Source organism: Paenibacillus sp. USHLN196 (assembly GCF_037144955.1).
Classification (GTDB): Bacteria; Bacillota; Bacilli; order Paenibacillales; family Paenibacillaceae; genus Paenibacillus; species Paenibacillus xylanexedens_C.
Genome location: NZ_JBBCYH010000001.1, coordinates 693,544 through 711,535, shown reverse-complemented (window position 1 = coordinate 711,535; position 17,992 = coordinate 693,544). Strand labels below are relative to the sequence as shown.

Annotated in this window: 18 protein-coding genes and 1 riboswitch; of the genes, 15 read left to right on the top strand and 3 right to left on the bottom strand. The window is 44.6% G+C overall.

Annotated elements, in window-relative coordinates; all coding sequences use genetic code 11:
• Positions 1 to 69: 69 nt before the first annotated feature.
• The 7 genes from WFI24_RS03060 (at position 70) to WFI24_RS03030 (ending at position 6,783) form a co-directional block, all read left to right on the top strand.
• The gene (locus WFI24_RS03060; protein ID WP_036613631.1) at positions 70 to 1,620 is read left to right on the top strand and encodes an ABC-F family ATP-binding cassette domain-containing protein; all 1,551 of its coding nucleotides are present in this window, start codon (positions 70 to 72) and stop codon (positions 1,618 to 1,620) included.
• A gap of 75 nt (positions 1,621 to 1,695) precedes the next feature.
• A riboswitch (TPP riboswitch) is annotated at positions 1,696 to 1,805 on the top strand.
• Positions 1,806 to 1,996: 191 nt separating this feature from the next.
• Complete coding sequence (locus WFI24_RS03055) at positions 1,997 to 2,692, top strand: thiamine phosphate synthase (protein WP_336758656.1); 696 nt, start codon at positions 1,997 to 1,999, stop codon at positions 2,690 to 2,692.
• A 14-nt stretch (positions 2,693 to 2,706) separates the two neighbouring features.
• A complete protein-coding gene (gene thiO, locus WFI24_RS03050) occupies positions 2,707 to 3,945 on the top strand; it encodes a glycine oxidase ThiO (RefSeq protein WP_336758655.1) in 1,239 nt (412 codons plus the stop codon).
• Entirely contained in the window at positions 3,942 to 4,145 is a 204-nt protein-coding gene (gene thiS / locus WFI24_RS03045; RefSeq protein ID WP_145322079.1) for a sulfur carrier protein ThiS, read from the top strand. Before thiO ends, thiS begins: the two co-directional genes overlap by 4 nt.
• Before the next feature lie 2 nt (positions 4,146 to 4,147).
• Complete coding sequence (locus tag WFI24_RS03040; RefSeq protein WP_336758773.1) at positions 4,148 to 4,915, top strand: thiazole synthase; 768 nt, start codon at positions 4,148 to 4,150, stop codon at positions 4,913 to 4,915.
• Positions 4,912 to 5,961: a ThiF family adenylyltransferase gene (locus WFI24_RS03035; RefSeq protein ID WP_336758652.1), complete on the top strand. Its 1,050-nt coding sequence runs from the start codon at positions 4,912 to 4,914 to the stop codon at positions 5,959 to 5,961. The genes WFI24_RS03040 and WFI24_RS03035 overlap by 4 nt, the downstream gene beginning before the upstream one ends.
• A 108-nt stretch (positions 5,962 to 6,069) precedes the next feature.
• Positions 6,070 to 6,783: a response regulator transcription factor gene (locus tag WFI24_RS03030; protein ID WP_336758650.1), complete on the top strand. Its 714-nt coding sequence runs from the start codon at positions 6,070 to 6,072 to the stop codon at positions 6,781 to 6,783.
• A gap of 109 nt (positions 6,784 to 6,892) precedes the next feature.
• On the opposite strand, the gene WFI24_RS03025 is transcribed toward WFI24_RS03030, so the two are convergent.
• On the bottom strand, positions 6,893 to 7,393 hold the full coding sequence (locus WFI24_RS03025) for a C40 family peptidase (protein ID WP_145322073.1): 501 nt from the start codon (positions 7,391 to 7,393) through the stop codon (positions 6,893 to 6,895).
• A 296-nt stretch (positions 7,394 to 7,689) separates the two neighbouring features.
• Positions 7,690 to 8,331, bottom strand: a complete 642-nt coding sequence (locus WFI24_RS03020; protein ID WP_336758647.1) for a thiamine diphosphokinase — start codon at positions 8,329 to 8,331, stop codon at positions 7,690 to 7,692.
• 126 nt (positions 8,332 to 8,457) lie between these two features.
• Between WFI24_RS03020 and WFI24_RS03015 the strand changes: the two genes are divergently transcribed.
• The gene (locus WFI24_RS03015; protein WP_336758646.1) at positions 8,458 to 9,159 is read left to right on the top strand and encodes a trimeric intracellular cation channel family protein; all 702 of its coding nucleotides are present in this window, start codon (positions 8,458 to 8,460) and stop codon (positions 9,157 to 9,159) included.
• Between the two features lies 1 nt (position 9,160).
• The gene (locus tag WFI24_RS03010; protein ID WP_237174872.1) at positions 9,161 to 9,631 is read left to right on the top strand and encodes a low molecular weight protein-tyrosine-phosphatase; all 471 of its coding nucleotides are present in this window, start codon (positions 9,161 to 9,163) and stop codon (positions 9,629 to 9,631) included.
• Between the two features lie 165 nt (positions 9,632 to 9,796).
• Here WFI24_RS03010 and WFI24_RS03005 read toward each other — a convergent pair whose 3' ends face one another.
• Entirely contained in the window at positions 9,797 to 10,531 is a 735-nt protein-coding gene (locus WFI24_RS03005) for an alpha/beta hydrolase (protein ID WP_336758643.1), read from the bottom strand.
• A 256-nt stretch (positions 10,532 to 10,787) separates the two neighbouring features.
• Between WFI24_RS03005 and pdhA the strand changes: the two genes are divergently transcribed.
• The 6 genes from pdhA (at position 10,788) to WFI24_RS02975 (ending at position 17,465) form a co-directional block, all read left to right on the top strand.
• Entirely contained in the window at positions 10,788 to 11,855 is a 1,068-nt protein-coding gene (gene pdhA / locus WFI24_RS03000; RefSeq protein WP_017688072.1) for a pyruvate dehydrogenase (acetyl-transferring) E1 component subunit alpha, read from the top strand.
• Between the two features lie 101 nt (positions 11,856 to 11,956).
• A complete protein-coding gene (locus tag WFI24_RS02995) occupies positions 11,957 to 12,934 on the top strand; it encodes an alpha-ketoacid dehydrogenase subunit beta (RefSeq protein WP_076210115.1) in 978 nt (325 codons plus the stop codon).
• A 176-nt stretch (positions 12,935 to 13,110) separates the two neighbouring features.
• Positions 13,111 to 14,433, top strand: coding sequence for a dihydrolipoamide acetyltransferase family protein (locus WFI24_RS02990; RefSeq protein ID WP_062834876.1), 1,323 nt, complete (start codon positions 13,111 to 13,113; stop codon positions 14,431 to 14,433).
• 3 nt (positions 14,434 to 14,436) lie between these two features.
• Entirely contained in the window at positions 14,437 to 15,852 is a 1,416-nt protein-coding gene (lpdA, locus tag WFI24_RS02985; protein ID WP_124115257.1) for a dihydrolipoyl dehydrogenase, read from the top strand.
• A gap of 279 nt (positions 15,853 to 16,131) precedes the next feature.
• Complete coding sequence (thyA, locus tag WFI24_RS02980) at positions 16,132 to 16,926, top strand: thymidylate synthase (protein WP_036613661.1); 795 nt, start codon at positions 16,132 to 16,134, stop codon at positions 16,924 to 16,926.
• Positions 16,927 to 16,976: 50 nt separating this feature from the next.
• The gene (locus WFI24_RS02975) at positions 16,977 to 17,465 is read left to right on the top strand and encodes a dihydrofolate reductase (protein WP_336758636.1); all 489 of its coding nucleotides are present in this window, start codon (positions 16,977 to 16,979) and stop codon (positions 17,463 to 17,465) included.
• The last annotated feature ends 527 nt before the right edge of the window (positions 17,466 to 17,992 follow it).

Below are 17,992 nucleotides of genomic sequence, written 5' to 3'. Positions count from 1 at the left end.
CCTGTGCTAGAATAGGGTTTCGGAACAATATCAAAAGTAATGTCTAATAGATAGGAGCAACCTCATCTTATGAGTTTATTGTCAGTAGAAAACGTGAGTCACAATTTTGGAGATCGCACGTTATTTAAAAATGTATCGTTTCGCTTACTCGCCGGAGAGCGCGTAGGACTTGTTGGTGCCAATGGCGTGGGTAAATCCACACTAATGAACATCCTTACAGGTAAATTGCTTAAAGACAGTGGAAAAGTGGAATGGACACCTAAGGTCCGTTATGGATATTTGGATCAGCACACGAAGCTTACGCCAGGCAAAACCATTCGTGACGTGCTTAAGGATGCATTTCTTCCGTTACTTGAATTGGAAAAAGAAATGATGAATATTACGGACCAGATGGCAGATGCAGACCCAGATAAGCTGGAGCAGTTGCTCGAAGAGATGGGCGATATTCAGGAACAATTGGAGCAGGGCGACTTCTATCTGATTGACGTAAAAGTGGAAGAGATGGCCAATGGTCTTGGTTTGTCCGCGATTGGTCTTGATCGGGATGTTGCTGCTCTAAGTGGTGGACAACGTACCAAGGTGCTTCTTGCCAAGCTTCTGCTTGAGAAACCTACAGCTCTTTTGCTGGATGAGCCGACCAACTATCTCGACGTAGAGCATATTGAATGGCTGTCACGATACCTGAAGGACTACCCGCACGCTTTTCTTCTAATCTCCCATGATACGGAATTCATGAATGAAGTCGTGAATGTCATTTATCATTTGGAATTTGCCAAATTAACGCGATATGCAGCGAACTATAACAAGTTCCTGGAGATGGCGGATATGAATAAAGCCCAACATATTGATGCGTACGAGAAGCAGCAAGAATACATCAAGAAGCAGGAAGATTTCATTCAGCGGAACAAAGCACGTGCTTCCACCTCAGGTCGAGCGAAGAGCCGGGAGAAGCAGCTGGATAGGATTGAGCGTATTGATCGTCCAGATGAAGCGGCTAAACCAACGTTCAAATTCAAGGATGCCCGAGCGAGCAGCAAAACGGTCTTTGAGGGTATCGATTTTGAAATCGGGTATACGTATCCTTTGCTGCCTAAAATGACGATGACGATTGAACGTGGCGAAAAAATTGCCATCGTAGGCTGTAATGGTGTGGGTAAATCGACACTGCTGAAAACCATTCTGGGCAAGATATCTCCACTCAGTGGAAAGACCTTTTTGGGAGATTATCTTGAAACAGCCTATTTTGAGCAGGAAGTTCGTGCTGGGAATATCACACCAATTGAGGATGTCTGGAATGAGTTCTCACATTTAACACAGAATGAAGTCCGGGGGCATCTCGCTCGCTGTGGATTAAAAAATGAGCATATTACCCGTCCGCTTAACATGCTGAGTGGTGGAGAACAAGCCAAGGTTCGTTTGTGCAAGCTCTTGATGCGTGAGAGCAACTGGATTCTGTTCGATGAGCCGACGAACCATCTGGATGTCACAGCAAAAGCCGAGTTGCAGCGTGCCTTGCAAGAATTCAAGGGAACAGTGTTGTTGGTATCTCATGAACCTGATTTCTATGAGGGTTGGGTTACCAAAACATGGAATGTCGAAGAATGGTCTGAGAAGAACTAGACGATTCAGGGAACGTTTAATAGAATTGAACGGTGACAAAAAAAACCGTCTATGGTAACATAAACTACAACTTCATATGAACACTAGGGGGGCCGCACGATGCGGCTGAGATGGAAGAATGCGATTCCGGACCCTTTGCACCTGATCTGGATCATACCAGCGTAGGGAAGTGGCGCGCGCGTTCAGTAAATGACCTGAGCAAACGGAAATTCGAAGGAATTTCAACTGTCTGCTTAGCGAATTGAAACATGCAGTTCCTTGTATAAGTTATGGGTATAAGTTCCATAGCTGTTTTGTACGAAATGAACTGTATGCATCAGTCAGTCATCTGCTCCGATCATTAATACGCAGCCACTCCCCTACGGGAGTGGCTTTTTTGTATTTTCATAGCATTCACGCATGGAAGGAGATGAACAGTACGGTAATTTCTCATGAACATGTACACGGATCATTTGAACTGCATGTTGTATCTACGGGGGCTGGGGATCAAGCCTCTTTTGTGAAAGCAGCAAAGGACGTCTGGCCGTGGGTGGACTATATTCACATACGAGAGAAACAACTCACATGGCAAGAAAAAATCGGTTGGGCTGAAAGTTTGCGAAGTGTGGGAATCCCGTCTTGTCGTATCGTTATCAATGGATCAGAACTGTCCTCACAGAATGAAGGCTATGGCGGTGTGCATTGGGGGCAAGAGGCTATGCCTAAGTATAACACTGCTGTCATAAGCAATATGCAGCGACTTCGTCTGGGTGTATCTGTTCATTCAATCGATGAGGCAAAAATCGCTGAAGAACGGGGAGCCGATTACCTTTTCTTCGGGCATGTCTATGCAACCAATAGTAAGCCTGACCTTGACCCAAGAGGATTGCATGCTCTTGCTGAAGTGTGCTCTGGTGTCTCCGTTCCTGTCATTGCGATTGGGGGCATTGAACCGGCGAATATTCGCGCGATCCGCTCAACGGGAGCACAAGGAGTTGCCGTGATCTCGTACTTATGGGGGAACGATTCACCGGATCGAGCTGCTGCATCATTAAGACAGGCTATCGTTAATACAGAAAGTCTGCGGCGCTGAATCAAGGAGATGAGATGATGAAAGAGAACATAACGGGTCAGAACAGAAATCAGTTCAGTCATCAACTGAAGTCCGAACCGGAATCAACAAGTAAAAGTATTACGTATAGATCGGATAAGATTCATGCCGAAACCATTATTGTAGGTGGAGGCGTCATAGGTTGTGCCATTGCATATGAGCTTGCCTCTCGTGGACAAGATGTACTGTTGGTAGAGCGTTCAGCAATCGCGGGAGGAACTTCGTGCGCCGCGGCTGGAATGCTGGCAGCAGACAGTGAAGATTTTGCTCATCCTTTGATGGCTAAGCTTGCCAGGCAGAGCAGGCAGTTACTTCATGAGCAACAGGTGCTAATGGCTACCCTTAGTGGGTTAGAGGTTGGTCTGCAGCGCCAAGGATTTCTGACCCCTTTTCGTTCATACAGTGAAGTGAGCAGCTATAAGAACAATCGAAATTCAGCTCTGCCTGCTGATGAGGTATGGTGGGATCGTTACACTGTGCAACAGGAGGCATCATGGCTTAACAGAGAGACGTATGGAGCCTACTACAGGCCTTGCGAGAGTGAGATTCTTCCTGTCCATCTAACAAAGGCATACGCCGCATCAGCTCAAGCAATGGGAGCGCTGGTGATGGAAGGGATACAGGATATACGCGTGCGAGCAAACGAACATGGTGTACAGGGGATCACCACATCGATCGGTGAGATGACATGCAAACATGTCATTATAGCGGCTGGATTACAGAGTGAAGAATTGATGAGACATGTAAATCTGAGCTTGCCTGTTTGGTCGGTAAAAGGAGAAATAGCCGCCGTTCAGTTCTCAGCTGAACATGCAGGGTACAGACCTGACAGAACGGTGTATGCCGAAGACATCTATATTGTTCCGAAAGCCAATGGAGAAGTTTGGCTTGGGGCAACCAGTCTGCCTGGCAGAACGGATCTGAACGTTTCAGTTCAGAGTGTACAGAAGCTGCTAACAGCAGCTACCTATTGGGTACCTGGAATGAAAGAAGCTCGATTTTTGCGAGCATGGGCAGGCGTAAGACCAGCCACTCCGGATGGACTGCCTTATATAGGTGCTTGCGAGAGTGTTCCCGGTTTGTTCGCCGCCTTTGGGCATTATCGCAATGGTATTTTGCTCAGTGCAATAACAGGCAGACTAATGGCTGAATTGCTTGAGGGCAATAGCTCAGAAGAACTCGGGATCGAGGAGCTGAGTCCTGAGCGATTGAACAGAAAGGGAGTGGTGCAGTGAACATCATAGTAAACGGTCAACGGATGGAGATTGAAGACGGATTGAATCGTGTGGACAAACTGCTTAAATCTTTTGATCTGCAAGTCAAGACTGTAGTTGTTGAGCTGAATAGGCATATTTTAACACGTGAGTATCATGAAACGACGGCATTAAGAGAAGGCGATCGAATCGAGATTGTACATTTTGTAGGAGGCGGTTGATGATGTTGAATATTGGTAAATATACGTTTGAGTCCAGATTGTTGCTCGGAACAGGCAAATTTTCTGATCTTGAAGTGCAAAGCCAGGCTGTGGAAGCATCTGAGACGGAGATTCTAACCTTTGCTGTTCGTCGTCTGAATCTGGAGGAGCGTAACCAGAAGCATTTCCTAGATACGTTGGATCTCGATAAATACACTCTTCTGCCAAATACAGCTGGAGCTTCCACTGCGGAAGAAGCGGTGCGAATTGCCGAGCTTGCACGAGCATCTGGACTTTGTGATATGATTAAAGTTGAAGTTATCGGAGATGGAATGACGTTGCTCCCAGATCCAATTGAAACGTACAAGGCTTGCGAAATTTTGCTTGAAAAGGGCTTCACTGTATTGCCTTATATTTCGGATGATGTCATTCTGGCCAAAAGGCTGCAATTGCTTGGCGTGCATGCTGTAATGCCTGGCGCTTCTCCCATCGGAGCTGGTAGAGGCATCATTAATCCCTATAATCTTGAGATCATCATTGAGCAGGCCGTTGTACCTGTAATTGTGGACGCAGGGTTGCGCTCCCCCAAAGATGCTGCTTATGCCATGGAACTTGGTGCCGATGGCGTATTATTGAATACAGCCGTATCCGGATCAGGAGATCCGGTGAGCATGGCTAAAGCGATGCGATTGGGGGTAGAGGCAGGTAGACTGGCATATGAGGCAGGCATGATTCCCGTGAAGCGTTATGCAGCAGCCAGCAGTCCGGTGGAAGGAATGGTTCATACATGACAGATCAATTAACATCTTCCGAGCAGGCCGATCGGTATTCCAGACAGGAACGTTATGCGCCGCTGGGCAAGGAAGGTCAGGAGAAATTAAAGGGCAGCAGAGTACTAATCGTAGGCGCTGGTGCACTCGGAACAGGAATTGCTGAAACGTTAGTTCGTTCAGGAATCGGGCACATAACGATCGTGGATCGTGATTATGTGGAATGGAGTAATCTGCAGCGGCAGCAATTATATGTAGAACAGGACGCGATTGAGCGGATGCCGAAGGCGATGGCGGCGGAAAAACGTCTATCTGCCATTAATTCCACCGTTCATGTGGAAGGCAAAGTGTTGGATGTCAGAGTAGATGAATTGGAAGAACTCGTCCAGCATGCAGACTTGATCATGGATGCAACGGATAATTTTGATACCAGACTACTCGTGAATGATATGGCACAGAAATACCGTATTCCCTGGATATATGGTGGATGTGTGGGCAGTTACGGCATTACCTATACGTTTATGCCTGGAGACACGCCATGTTTAAACTGTTTGCTGGGAGAAGTCCCTCTTGGGGGAGATACCTGTGATACGTCTGGTATTATTCCTCAAGCGGTACAGATGGTAACGGCGAATCAGACAGCAGAGGCGATGAAGTTGCTTAGTGGCAATACGGGTGCACTGAGACGCAAGTTGTTGTCGTTTGACGTGTGGAGGAACGAATACATATCCATTAATGTGGATGGTGCGAAAAAGCAAGACTGCCTTTCCTGCAGCGATTCGGCAACTTATCCTTATCTTTCTGCGTCCAATCTGGAGAAAACAGATGTGTTGTGTGGCAGGGATACCGTTCAGATCCGGCCTGCACGGCGCATGAATCTGGATCTTCAACATACAGCGGATCGCCTGGACAGGCTTCAAGAAGGAAAAGTGGAATCCAATCCTTTTTTGGTCTCTTTTACAACAGGAGCTCATAGAATGGTCATTTTCCAGGATGGACGTGTTCTTGTTCACGGAACAAAAGATACAGCTGAGGCACGTACACTCGTTCACCGCTACTTTGGTTGAAGCAAAAATGAAGCAAAGTCTGTTCCCTTGAGGGAATGGACTTTTTCATTTTACGGCATGATAACTGTACCAACCTTTGCTGCGAGCAGAAGGATAGAGACAGGCCGGGTGAGAACAGTGAAAACAGCCATTTTGTTGATGGGAGCAGGAGAGCAGGTTGACCTTATTCAGGATGTATTATGTTCTGAAGGGTATGAGGTACACCGTAAGGAATGGTCTGAACTTAACCAATCCGTTGAGCCATTGTTGTTACATATCAATCTGATCATCCTGGTAGATAGTGAAAAGGCTCAGGGCCATCGGAGCCCACAGAAGAAAGAAGAACTGAAACAGTGGATAGATAAAGGTCAGGTTATACCTCTACTGGTTATCACTTCTAATGCATCTCCACAGTTCATCGTGGAATGGCTGGACTTTGGAGCTAACGACGTGATGGAAGAACCCGTTCACTTAAACGTGATGCTGGCCCGAATACGGAATTTATTGCGTGTTTTTGCGAATGTAAAGCAAGAAGGTGAAGAAGTAATTATAATTCATGATCTTAAAGTGAATTTGCGCTCAAGAAGGGTAAATCGTGCTGGGGAGTACTTAACATTAACGCCAAAAGAGTATGAATTGCTCGAATTCTTGGCGTTGCATGTAAATGAAGCATGTACGCGAAGTGATATCTTGCGGGAAGTATGGGGTTACGAGTATGCAATGGATACTAACGTAGTGGATGTATACATCAAACATTTGAGAGTTAAAGTGGACAAGGGTAGAAGTGTGAAACTGATTCATACCGTGCGTGGGATTGGTTACATGCTTCACGACAGAAATTAGATTATACAGCGAATTCCATGAATCACCAGTTTAGAGTGTGGCAAAATGAGGGTAAAAAGAAAAGACCGGATAGTAACCTCCGGTCCTTACTGATTAGCTATGATAAGTTCTAAAGTACACGACGAGCTTTAACATATGTTCTCTTCCAAGTACCTGAGTTCAGATCCGAGAGGGTTACGCCTGGTGATCCATACGTATGCAGAATCTTGCCGTTCCCGGCATAAACACCTACGTGAGTGACATTGGAACCTGTGGAACGGCTGCCACTGGAGAAGAACACCAGATCTCCGACACGCAGATTAGCTTTAGACACAGCTTTACCTTCTTTGGATTGTTTCACGGAAGTGCGCGGCAAATCTACACCATACTTTTTGAAAATATATTTCATAAAAGAAGAGCAGTCAAAAACCTTGGTTGTTGAAGTTGAAGCACCAAATTTATATGGAGTTCCAGTGAATTTTTTGCCATAGTTAACAATCTGTTGACCTGTGGATACAGAAGCAGTTGCTGCCTGTGCAACAGGTGCGTTAGTCATTAGTACAGCTCCAAAACCTAGTGTAGCGCACAACCCGACGGTTACGGCCTTTTGGACAAAGATGTTTGTTTTCATGTTAGTTAGTACCTCCAAAATTCGTTTTCGTTAAGTTGCTAGAGCGAGTATAACAGCTTTGTAACAGCCTAGAAATTGGATAGGGGAGTGTAATCCCTTGCGCCACAGTGGATTGGGTATGTTTATTAAAATACAATTAAAAATGTCAAAAAATTAATCATTGACGAATGACACAAATTGATGAAATAGAAAAGACCCTTGAATATCAAGGGTCTTTATTACATGTGAACCTATTTTCTTCAATGAATCACTGGTTACAAAAACGTAATAAATAACGATAAAGCATGCTAGTAGATTCAATCTTTGCTCTGAATAATCAGTAGTAAGCCACTATCGATGGTGACTGTACCCGAAGTACCTAATAGTTTATTGCTAACACCCAAGGATTGTCCCATGCGAATCGTGGCTTGATCCAGTGGATACATAAAACCTTCCAGAGTTATTCCTGTAACTTCATGAGTCAAGGGGAGCAAAGAAACATATTTATAGTCACGGTGTTCAACCACAGCTCTGGATGTTGTCAGTGTCATGTAGTTGTGTTTGTCCTGTATGACACAGGAGATGTGATGCTGCATCGCGCGAACCATAATATGTACATTGGCGAGTGTGTGATCCATACGTGTACCTGTTGCACCTAACATTAAGATGTGAGAAGGTTCGTGATCTAGCGCTGTCTCAAAGGCCATTTCTGTATCAGTAAGATCCTTATGAACCGGGTCGCATGTAATGAATTTAATACTATTGTTACTTACAATTGTAAGTTCCTCTTCGGTAATAGAGTCGAAGTCACCAACTGCAATGTGAGGCTGAATGCCGTGTTCAATCAAAAATAGTGCACCGCGATCAGCCGCGATAATCATGTCATCTTCTTGTATTTCCTGAAGTAATTCCACAGATAAGTTCCCGCCTGTAAAAATAACAATTCGTTTCATCGTCATTTCATCCTTCCTAATTCTTTCACCAAACCAGTATAATCCACAAAATGTGGTTGCACAATTTCAATGCTCGCGGATACAATGGGTAGAGCGACACGGAGATAACTTGAAAAGTGAGGTTTGAACAGGTTGGACTTACACATTTTTGAAGTATTCAGTATTATAGGTACCATCGCATTTGCAATGTCCGGTGCCTTCGTGGCTATGGAAGAGGAGTATGACATTCTGGGTGTACTAGTGCTTGGACTTGTCACGGCATTCGGAGGCGGGATTATCCGGAATGTACTTATAGGTATACCTGTAACGACACTGTGGAGTCAGGGATCACTTATTATGTTAGCCCTAGTATCAGTAGCGATTGCGTTTATATTACCTCTCAAGTGGATTAGTCACTGGAAGCGAACAGAGGCGCTGTTTGATGCAATCGGACTCGCAGCATTTGCAATTCAAGGGGCTCTCTACGCGGCGAACATGGGACATCCTATTAGCGCAGTTATCGTTGCAGCAGTAATGACCGGTATTGGTGGGGGCGTTATTCGTGATGTGCTTGCAGGACGTAAACCGCTTGTATTGCGTGACGAAATCTATGCTGTATGGGCAATGACAGCCGGTTTTGTTATAGGTATGGGTTGGTTAACAACAAATGCCGGATTGTTGCTTTGTTTCGCGGCCGTTGTGTTTTTCCGGATGTGTTCTGTACATTATAAATGGAAACTGCCACGTCGTTCGTTGGTGTCGTCTGAGACCGGGAACGTCAGTCCTCAGCCGGAGAGCATTGTGACACAGCCAACATCGTCGGTACTTCAAGGTACGCTAAGCAAGGGGGATTAATATGATTAATGTTTTGTTTGTATGTCTGGGCAATATATGTAGATCACCAATGGCTGAAGCCGTTCTGCGTCACAAAGTCGTGGAGAAGGGGCTTGAACACCAGATTCGTGTGGACTCTGCGGGTACAGGGGACTGGCATGTTGGTAAACCTCCGCATGAAGGGACTCGAAATTTGCTGGATTCGTACCAGATTTCCTATGCCAATATGGCAGCGAGACAATTCGCCAGCGAAGATTTTACTCAATTTGATTACATTGTATGTATGGATAATTCGAATGCAGATAATGTGCGCAACGTTCCAGGCGGAGCTGAGGCGGACATCATCAAGTTCATGGACATGCTTCCCGAGGAAAAACTCAGAGAAGTACCTGACCCATATTACACAGGCAATTTTGAAGAGGTGTACGAGCTGGTTAACGCAGGCTGCGATGTTCTGTTGAGTAAGATTGAAGCGGAACATTCCTTAGCCTAAAAAGTAAACGAAATTCATGCTAAATTTGTAATTCGACAAAGAAGCAGGATTAGAGCGCTTAAAGCAAGCAGGATATCCTGCTTCTTTTTCAGATTACAATTGTAAGCGGTATCATTAAAATGAAAAACAATAGCGGCATTTCAGCCGCCTGTTGATGTGGTTCTTTTATCTTTCCTGGAGAAAATAAAGTAATGCTTCGGGCAATTCCTTCTGCCAAAAACCCCATTGGTGTTTTCCGTCTTTCTCCTGGTAGGAGACGAGGGCACCACGTTTTTCGAGCAATTCTCGAGTGTTCCGGTTTAATTGAACAAAATTATACGTACCCGTGTCTGCCTCGAAATCAGTCTCCTGCAAACCAACGATCATCCAGATCGAGAGCCAGGACAGATCTTCAGCTGCGGCATAGATTTCCTGTGAAGCAGAGTAGAAGGCGCCAGACATGCTGATCACACGTGTGAACAGATCCGGATATAACAGAGCAAGATGAAGCGAAACACTGCCACCGAGCGAATCTCCGGCAAGAATGCGTTCCTGCGGAGAACGGCGTACAGGATATTTCTCTTCTATATAGGGAATAATCTCTTCAGCGAAGCAAGCGGTATATGCCTTGAACCGATCTCCAAATGGGGCATATTCCTGCGTTCGCACAGACACATCCACCTGAACCCCTACAATAATGAAAGGTTCGGCTCCTTCGTCCAGAATAATTTGGTTAGCTGTTGTAGCAATTCGTCCGAAATTAAAAAATTCTTCGCCATCCTGACAATAAACCACAGGGTAGCTAAGCAATTCGTTATAGCCCGGAGGAAGGTATATACGGAGTGTTCGCTTCTCTCCGAGATAGCGACTTTCAATCTCTTCCTTCACAATCGTGCGTTTCAAATAGCGGGAATCCGTCATAAAACGTCACCTTTCTCGGTTAATTTTTTGCATTCGACCGCGCAATACGGTAAGATTACCCTTGTGCGGGGTTAGGTCAAACACGCAATCATGTATTATGCTGTTATACCAATATTAATCCCCTGTTATACATACAATCCGGCAGGAAACATAAAAAAATTACGGATTTCTTTGACGTATGGAGTGAAACAGGTGTATAATAATATTATAACAGCGGAACTTGATATTCAAATTTTTTGTTGAGGTGAAGAAAAAAATGAGCAAGGTTCCTTATGAAGTGTATACAGAGGATGTAGAAGCTCTGTCCGTGCTGTCTCCTGACGGCGAAATTGTTAACAAAGACATGATGCCTACACTTTCCGATGATCAATTAAAAGAAATTATGTACCGCATGGTATTTACCCGTACTTGGGATGACCGTGCAGTAAACCTGGGCCGTCAAGGTCGTCTTGGTTTCTATGCTCCAGTATCTGGTCAAGAAGCTACAATGGTTGGTAGTGAATTTGCAATTGAAAAAGAAGACTTTGTATGTCCTGGCTATCGTGACATTCCGCAACTCGTATGGCATGGACTTCCTCTTTATCAAGCATTCTTGTATTCCCGTGGACACCAACATGGTGGACAAATTCCAGATGGCGTTAATGTATTGATGCCACAAATCATCATTGGTGCACAAATTCTGCATGCAATGGGTATCGCTATGGGTTACAAATTGAAGAAACAAAAACAAGTTGTTATCACATACACAGGTGATGGCGGTTCTTCTGAAGGTGACTTCTATGAAGGTCTGAACTACGCTGGTGTATACAAACTGCCTGTTATCTTCTTTGTACAAAACAATGGTTATGCCATCACTACTCCTTTTGCTAAACAAACAGCAGCTCTGTCCATCGCTCACAAAGCGGTAGCAGCAGGTATCAAAGGTGTTAAAGTTGACGGTATGGACATCTTCGCTGTTATCAAAGCTGTTCAGGAAGCTGCTGAGCGCGGACGTAACGGAGAAGGCGCAACATTGATCGAAGCAGTAACGTACCGTTTCCGTCCTCACTCCCTTTCGGATGATGCTTCCAAGTATCGTACAAAAGAAGAAGAGGCAGAATGGTCTGCTAAAGATCCAATCGCACGTTTCGCTAAATATCTGGAGAAAAAAGGTCTTTGGACTGAAGAAGATACAGCACGTGTGAAAGAAGAAGCAAAAGCTAAAGTCAATGAAGAGATCAAAAAAGCGGAAAAAACCGAGAAAATGACGATTTCAGGCTTGATCGACAGCATGTTCGAACAAACGCCTAAGCACTTGGAAGAGCAAAAAGCTGATTTCCAATAAGTTTTTTCCGATAAAGCATAAACATCCGCGACTTGAATGTCCCGGTATACATGTACGAATTCAAATGTGAACTGTCAATGTTTAAGGAGGAAATGAAGCAAATGGCACAAATGAACATGAAAGAAGCAATCCGTGATGCGCTTCGCGTGGAGTTGAAACGTGATCCTAACGTTCTGCTTTTCGGTGAAGACGTAGGTAATGTAGGCGGTGTTTTCCGTGTAACGGAAGGTCTGCAAAAAGAGTTTGGCGAAGAGCGTGTATTTGATACACCACTGGCTGAGTCCGCTATTGGTGGTCTGGCTGTAGGTCTGGGTGTACAAGGCTTCCGTCCGGTTGCTGAGATCCAATTCGTTGGTTTTATCTTCGAAGCCCTTGACCAAATGGTCGTGCAAGCTGCTCGTATGCGTTTCCGCTCCGGTGGAAAATACAATTCTCCAATCGTATTCCGTACACCATTTGGTGGCGGCGTAAAAGCGGCAGAATTGCATACAGATTCCCTGGAAGGTCTGCTCACGCAAACACCAGGTATCAAAGTCGTTGTTCCTTCTAACCCTTACGATGCAAAAGGTCTGATGATCGCTTCTATTCGCGATAACGATCCTGTATTCTTCATGGAGCACTTGAACTTGTACCATGCTTTCCGTGCAGAAGTGCCTGAAGAAGATTACGTTGTAGAGTTGGGTAAAGCGAACGTTGTTCGTGAAGGTTCCGATGTAACGATCATTACTTACGGTATGATGGTTCACACTTCTGTGAAAGCAGCAGATGAACTCGAAAAACAAGGAATCAAAGTTGAAGTTATCGACCTTCGTACGGTTAGCCCGATCGACATCGATACTATCGTTGCTTCCGTTAAGAAAACAAACCGTGCAATTGTTGTACAGGAAGCTCAAAAGAGCGCAGGTGTTGCAGCTGAAGTCATTGCCCAAATCAATGAAAAAGCAATCCTGCACTTGGAAGCACCGGTTCTGCGTGTAGCTGGTCCGGACACTGTATATCCATTTGCACAAATTGAAGATACATGGCTGCCTAACCCGGCGCGTATCGTTGCTGCGGTTAACAAAGTCGTAAATTTCTAATTTAATCATCTGACATGCCGCAAGGCGCAGTATGGTGATTCACACCGCAGCGCAAGCTGCACTGTAAACAGCCATTAGCCCCTTGAGTAACAGTTATTTGCATTAGCAGTAACAGTTGTTTCTTGGAGTTAAGGGTTGTTTTCAGGATTGAGCACATAATCAAGGAGGTTTTTCAGTTGGCTAAATTTGAATATAAATTCCCTGAATTGGGCGAAGGCCTGCACGAAGGCGAAATCATCAAGATGCACATCAAAGTCGGTGACAAAGTAACTGACGACGACATCATCATGGAAGTACAGAACGACAAAGCGGTTGTAGAAGTACCTTGTCCGGTTAACGGAACAGTTACAGAAGTATTCGCTAAAGACGGTCAAGTCTGCCACGTTGGTGAAGTAGTAGCGATCATCGATGCAGAAGGCGAACTTCCTGAGCAAGACGACGCTCCTGCTGGCGATCAAGGCGAGCAAGAGAAAGATGCAGCTCAAGGCGGAGCTGACACAAGCGGTTCTTCTGCAGCAGCTTCCAGCTCGGATGCAGCTAAAGAAGGCGGCAACAACAGCGTTCCGGCAGTACCTGCCAAAGACGTTCTGGCAACACCAAGCGTGCGCAAATTTGCTCGCGAACAAGGTGTAGACATCGCTCAGGTTAACGGCACTGGCAACAACGGTAAAGTAACCAAAGAAGATGTTGAATCCTTCAAAAACGGTGGCGGTTCTTCCGCAGCGGCATCTTCCGAAGCTCCGGCTCAAGAAGAGAAAAAATCCGCAGCACCAGCAGCGGCTGCAGCTGATCAACACGTTGAAGAAGAGCGCGTACCATTCAAAGGTATCCGTAAAGCGATCTCTAATGCGATGGTTAAATCGGCTTACACAGCACCTCACGTTACAATCATGGACGAAGTGGACGTAACTGAATTGGTTGCTTTCCGTACTCGCATGAAACCAATTGCAGAGAAAAAAGGAACAAAAGTTACTTATCTGCCATTCATCGTTAAAGCACTGGTTGCGGCTTCTCGCCAATTCCCGGCTCTGAACGCTATGATTGATGAAGAAGCTAACGAAATTGTTTACAAAAAATACTACAACATCGGTATCGCTACAGATACAGACAACGGTTTGATCGTTCCTGTTATCAAAGATGCTGATCGTAAATCCATCTGGATGATTGCTGATTCTATCCGTGATCTGGCTGCTCGTGGTCGTGAGGGCAAATTGAGTGCGAATGAAATGAGAGGAAGCACAATCTCCATCAGTAACATCGGTTCTGCTGGCGGTATGTTCTTCACTCCAATCATCAACTTCCCTGAAGTTGCTATTCTCGGAACAGGACGCATCAGCGAAAAAGCAGTGATCAAAAACGGCGAAGTAGTTGCAGCACCTGTAATGGCTCTTTCCCTGAGCTTTGACCACCGTATCATCGATGGCGCAACAGCACAAAACTTTATGAATTACATTAAACAGCTGCTCGCTAACCCTGAGCTGCTTGTTATGGAGGTGTAAGATATGGTAGTAGGCGACGCTTCTCTCAATATCGACACATTAGTAATTGGTGCGGGTCCTGGCGGCTATGTAGCTGCCATCCGCGCTGCTCAACTGGGCCAAAGCGTATTGATCGTAGACAAATCCGAACTGGGCGGTGTTTGTTTGAACCGTGGATGTATTCCATCCAAAGCCCTGATCTCTGCTGCACACCAATATGAGTCTGCACTTCACGGTGAAGCTTTTGGTATCTCTGCTGAGAACGTAAAAGTGGACTTCAGCAAAACTCAAGAGTTCAAAAACGGCGTTGTTAAGAAAATGACTGGCGGCGTGGCTGGTTTGCTCAAAGGCAACAAAGTTGAAGTTTTCAACGGTGAGTGCATGTTCATCAACGAAAACGAAGCTCGTGTATTTAATGACCACGAGTCTCCACGTTACAAATTTAAAAATGCAATTATTGCAACAGGTTCCCGTCCAATCGAACTGAAACCTTTCCCGTTTGGCGGACGCATTCTGTCTTCGACAGAAGCTCTGAACTTGCCTGAAGTACCAAAAAGCATGATCGTTATCGGTGGCGGATATATCGGTGCTGAGCTTGGTCAAATGTACTCCAAATTCGGTGCAAAAGTAACAATCATCGAAGGTTTGGATACAGTACTGCCAGGTTTCGATAAAGACATGACCAGCCTTGTGGCTAAAAACATGAAGAAAACAGGTATCGAAATCGTTACGGGTGCAAAAGCAGAAAGTGCTGAGCAAACGGACAAAGACGTAACTGTTAAATATTCCGTAAATGGTGAATCCAAAGAAGTTACTGCAGATTACTTGCTGGTAACTGTTGGACGTCGTCCAAACACGGATGGAGAACTTGGTCTCGACATGATTGGTGTTGACGTTGACGAGCGTGGATTTGTCAAAGTTGACCACCAAGGTCGCACAAGCATTCCTCACATCTTCGCAATCGGTGATATCGTATCTGGCTTGGCTCTGGCGCACAAAGCTTCTTATGAAGGTAAAGTGGCTGCTGAAGCAATCGCAGGACAACCATCTGTAGTTGACTACAAATGTATGCCAGCTGTTGTGTTCACAGATCCAGAGTGTTCCAGCGTAGGTTACACTGAAAAAGAAGCTAAAGAAAAAGGACACAAAGTAAAAGCAGGTAAGTTCCCTTATGCGGGTAACGGCCGTGCTGTATCTTTGAATCACGCTGAAGGCTTCGTGAAAATCGTAGCTGACGAAGAAAGCGGCCTTGTATTGGGTTGCCAAATCGTAGGTCTGGAAGCTTCCAACTTGATTGCTGAGCTTGGTTTGGCAATTGAGATGGGCGCAACTTTGGAAGATCTGGCTCTCACAATTCACGCTCACCCAACTTTGGGCGAAATCGTGATGGAAGCAGCGGAATTGGTTATGGGTCACCCGATCCACATCATCTCCCGTTAAGATCATCTAAGCTTCGGATTCGTCCGGCATTATACGTAAATCAGAAGAGACGAGTGACGCTAACGCGTTATTCGTCTCTTTTTTTGAATGAAGTATATAGGAGAAATCATGTGAAGGTTTACATGTTATACTATAATGTCACACTTAGCATAATGTTTGAGGAAGCCCTTTTTATCCAGAGGCTCAGGTGATACAATATTAAAATGATCAGACGTGATGTGGTGTATGCCAGTCTTAGTCTGAATAGGTATGAAATAAGAAGTGCGAGGAGATAACAACATGAAAAACTATCTCGATTTATTGCAGGATATTCTGAACAACGGCGTGCATAAAGGAGACCGTACAGGAACGGGGACACAATCTGTATTTGGCAGACAACTCCGTTATGATCTCTCCGAAGGATTTCCGCTGGTAACAACCAAACGAATTCATCTCAAATCGGTTATTCATGAACTGTTATGGTTTTTGAGTGGCGATACCAATATATCTTATTTGAAAGAAAACGGTGTGAAGATCTGGGACGACTGGGCAGACGAAAATGGGGATCTCGGTCCGGTATACGGCTCGCAGTGGCGTACATGGGAAGCACCAAACGGAGAAAAAATTGATCAGATCGCCGCAGTTATTGATTCGATCAAAAATAATCCGGATTCACGTCGTCACCTTGTCAGCGCATGGAATGTGGCTGAGATTAATAATATGAAGCTTCCACCTTGTCATTTCGCGTTTCAGTTTTACGTTGCAGAGGGTAAATTATCATGTATGCTTACGATGCGTTCCGTGGATACGTTCCTCGGGTTGCCGTTTAACATCGCGAGTTATGCGCTCTTGACTCATATGATTGCTCAGCAATGTGATCTGGAGGTGGGTGATTTCATCTGGTCTGGAGGGGATGTTCACATCTACTCTAACCATGTGGACCAGGTTAAAACGCAACTGGAGCGTGAACCTTATGCTTTACCTAAGCTGGTAATCAAGCGTAAGCCGGATTCTATTTTTGATTATAAGTTTGAAGATTTTGAGTTTGAGAACTATCAGCATCATCCGGGCATTAAGGCTCCAATTGCAGTCTAATTATGTATTCAATCTCGATAAGAGACTTGGATTGAAGGAGTGTATTACCCTTGAGTATTGAACTGGTATGGGCAATGGGGGAGAACGGTGTGATCGGATTGAATAATTCGATTCCATGGCGTTTACCCAAGGATATGGCCTTTTTCAAACAACGTACGCTGAACAAAACAATTATCATGGGACGCAACACATGGGAATCTTTTGGTGGTAAGCCGCTTCCTCAGCGCCGTAATATCGTAGTGACAAGAGATCTGAACTACAAGGTGGAACAGGCTGAAATCGTACATACGATTGAAGAAGGGCTGAGTGTAACCAAAGGTGAGGAACTGTGCGTAATTGGGGGTTCCCAAGTGTATCGTGAGTTCCTGCCACTTGCAGATCGTCTTGTGGTGACCAAGATTCATGAGAGGTTTGAGGGAGATACGTTTTTCCCTGAAGTGGATTGGTCCGAATGGGAACTAATTGAACAGATTGAAGGCGAACAGGATGAAAAAAATGTTTATGCGTATACATTCGAATTCTACGAACGTAAACGGTAAATTTGGCATAAGAAATTCCTGACTTCGGTCGTATTTTTATGATGAGAGGCGCTGATTGCGAAATATTCGTGAACAGCGTCTTTTCTTTTATAAAAAAATGAGTCACTTGTTTAAATTGGAATACATATAACATTAATATAACATGATTAATTGGTATTTATGTATATTATACATACGACCAAGCATTAAACAGTAAAAAAGTGTAAAAGTTTTGAGGTTTCAACGTTGTGAAGCCCTAAAACAGGTCTGATATTCGGAAATGAGAACGATTTATAGCAAAATATGTTGAATTTGATGACAAATTATCTGACATTCACTTAACGTTTCGACAGTTTATTTCTTTAACACACAACAGATTTCGCAGTTCAAAACCACATTAAACACCAAAATAAGGGTATTGACCATGGGTAGACTTGAAAGATATGATGTATAAAATACAAATAATTATGCGGATAATCCATTTAATATTCAGCACAGTAAATGCTACTATAATTGAAATATCTTCGAGAAGATTTTGTGATACAATA

What these genes read in the sequence shown, in the direction of transcription:
- WFI24_RS03060 (WP_036613631.1), top strand. Translation starts at nt 70, where the DNA reads ATGAGTTTATTGTCAGTAGAAAACGTGAGTCACAATTTTGGAGATCGC.
- thiO (WP_336758655.1), top strand. Translation starts at nt 2,707, where the DNA reads ATGATGAAAGAGAACATAACGGGTCAGAACAGAAATCAGTTCAGTCAT.
- WFI24_RS03040 (WP_336758773.1), top strand. Translation starts at nt 4,148, where the DNA reads ATGTTGAATATTGGTAAATATACGTTTGAGTCCAGATTGTTGCTCGGA.
- WFI24_RS03035 (WP_336758652.1), top strand. Translation starts at nt 4,912, where the DNA reads ATGACAGATCAATTAACATCTTCCGAGCAGGCCGATCGGTATTCCAGA.
- WFI24_RS03025 (WP_145322073.1), bottom strand. Translation starts at nt 7,393, where the DNA reads ATGAAAACAAACATCTTTGTCCAAAAGGCCGTAACCGTCGGGTTGTGC.
- WFI24_RS03020 (WP_336758647.1), bottom strand. Translation starts at nt 8,331, where the DNA reads ATGACGATGAAACGAATTGTTATTTTTACAGGCGGGAACTTATCTGTG.
- WFI24_RS03010 (WP_237174872.1), top strand. Translation starts at nt 9,161, where the DNA reads ATGATTAATGTTTTGTTTGTATGTCTGGGCAATATATGTAGATCACCA.
- WFI24_RS03005 (WP_336758643.1), bottom strand. Translation starts at nt 10,531, where the DNA reads ATGACGGATTCCCGCTATTTGAAACGCACGATTGTGAAGGAAGAGATT.
- pdhA (WP_017688072.1), top strand. Translation starts at nt 10,788, where the DNA reads ATGAGCAAGGTTCCTTATGAAGTGTATACAGAGGATGTAGAAGCTCTG.
- WFI24_RS02995 (WP_076210115.1), top strand. Translation starts at nt 11,957, where the DNA reads ATGGCACAAATGAACATGAAAGAAGCAATCCGTGATGCGCTTCGCGTG.
- lpdA (WP_124115257.1), top strand. Translation starts at nt 14,437, where the DNA reads ATGGTAGTAGGCGACGCTTCTCTCAATATCGACACATTAGTAATTGGT.
- thyA (WP_036613661.1), top strand. Translation starts at nt 16,132, where the DNA reads ATGAAAAACTATCTCGATTTATTGCAGGATATTCTGAACAACGGCGTG.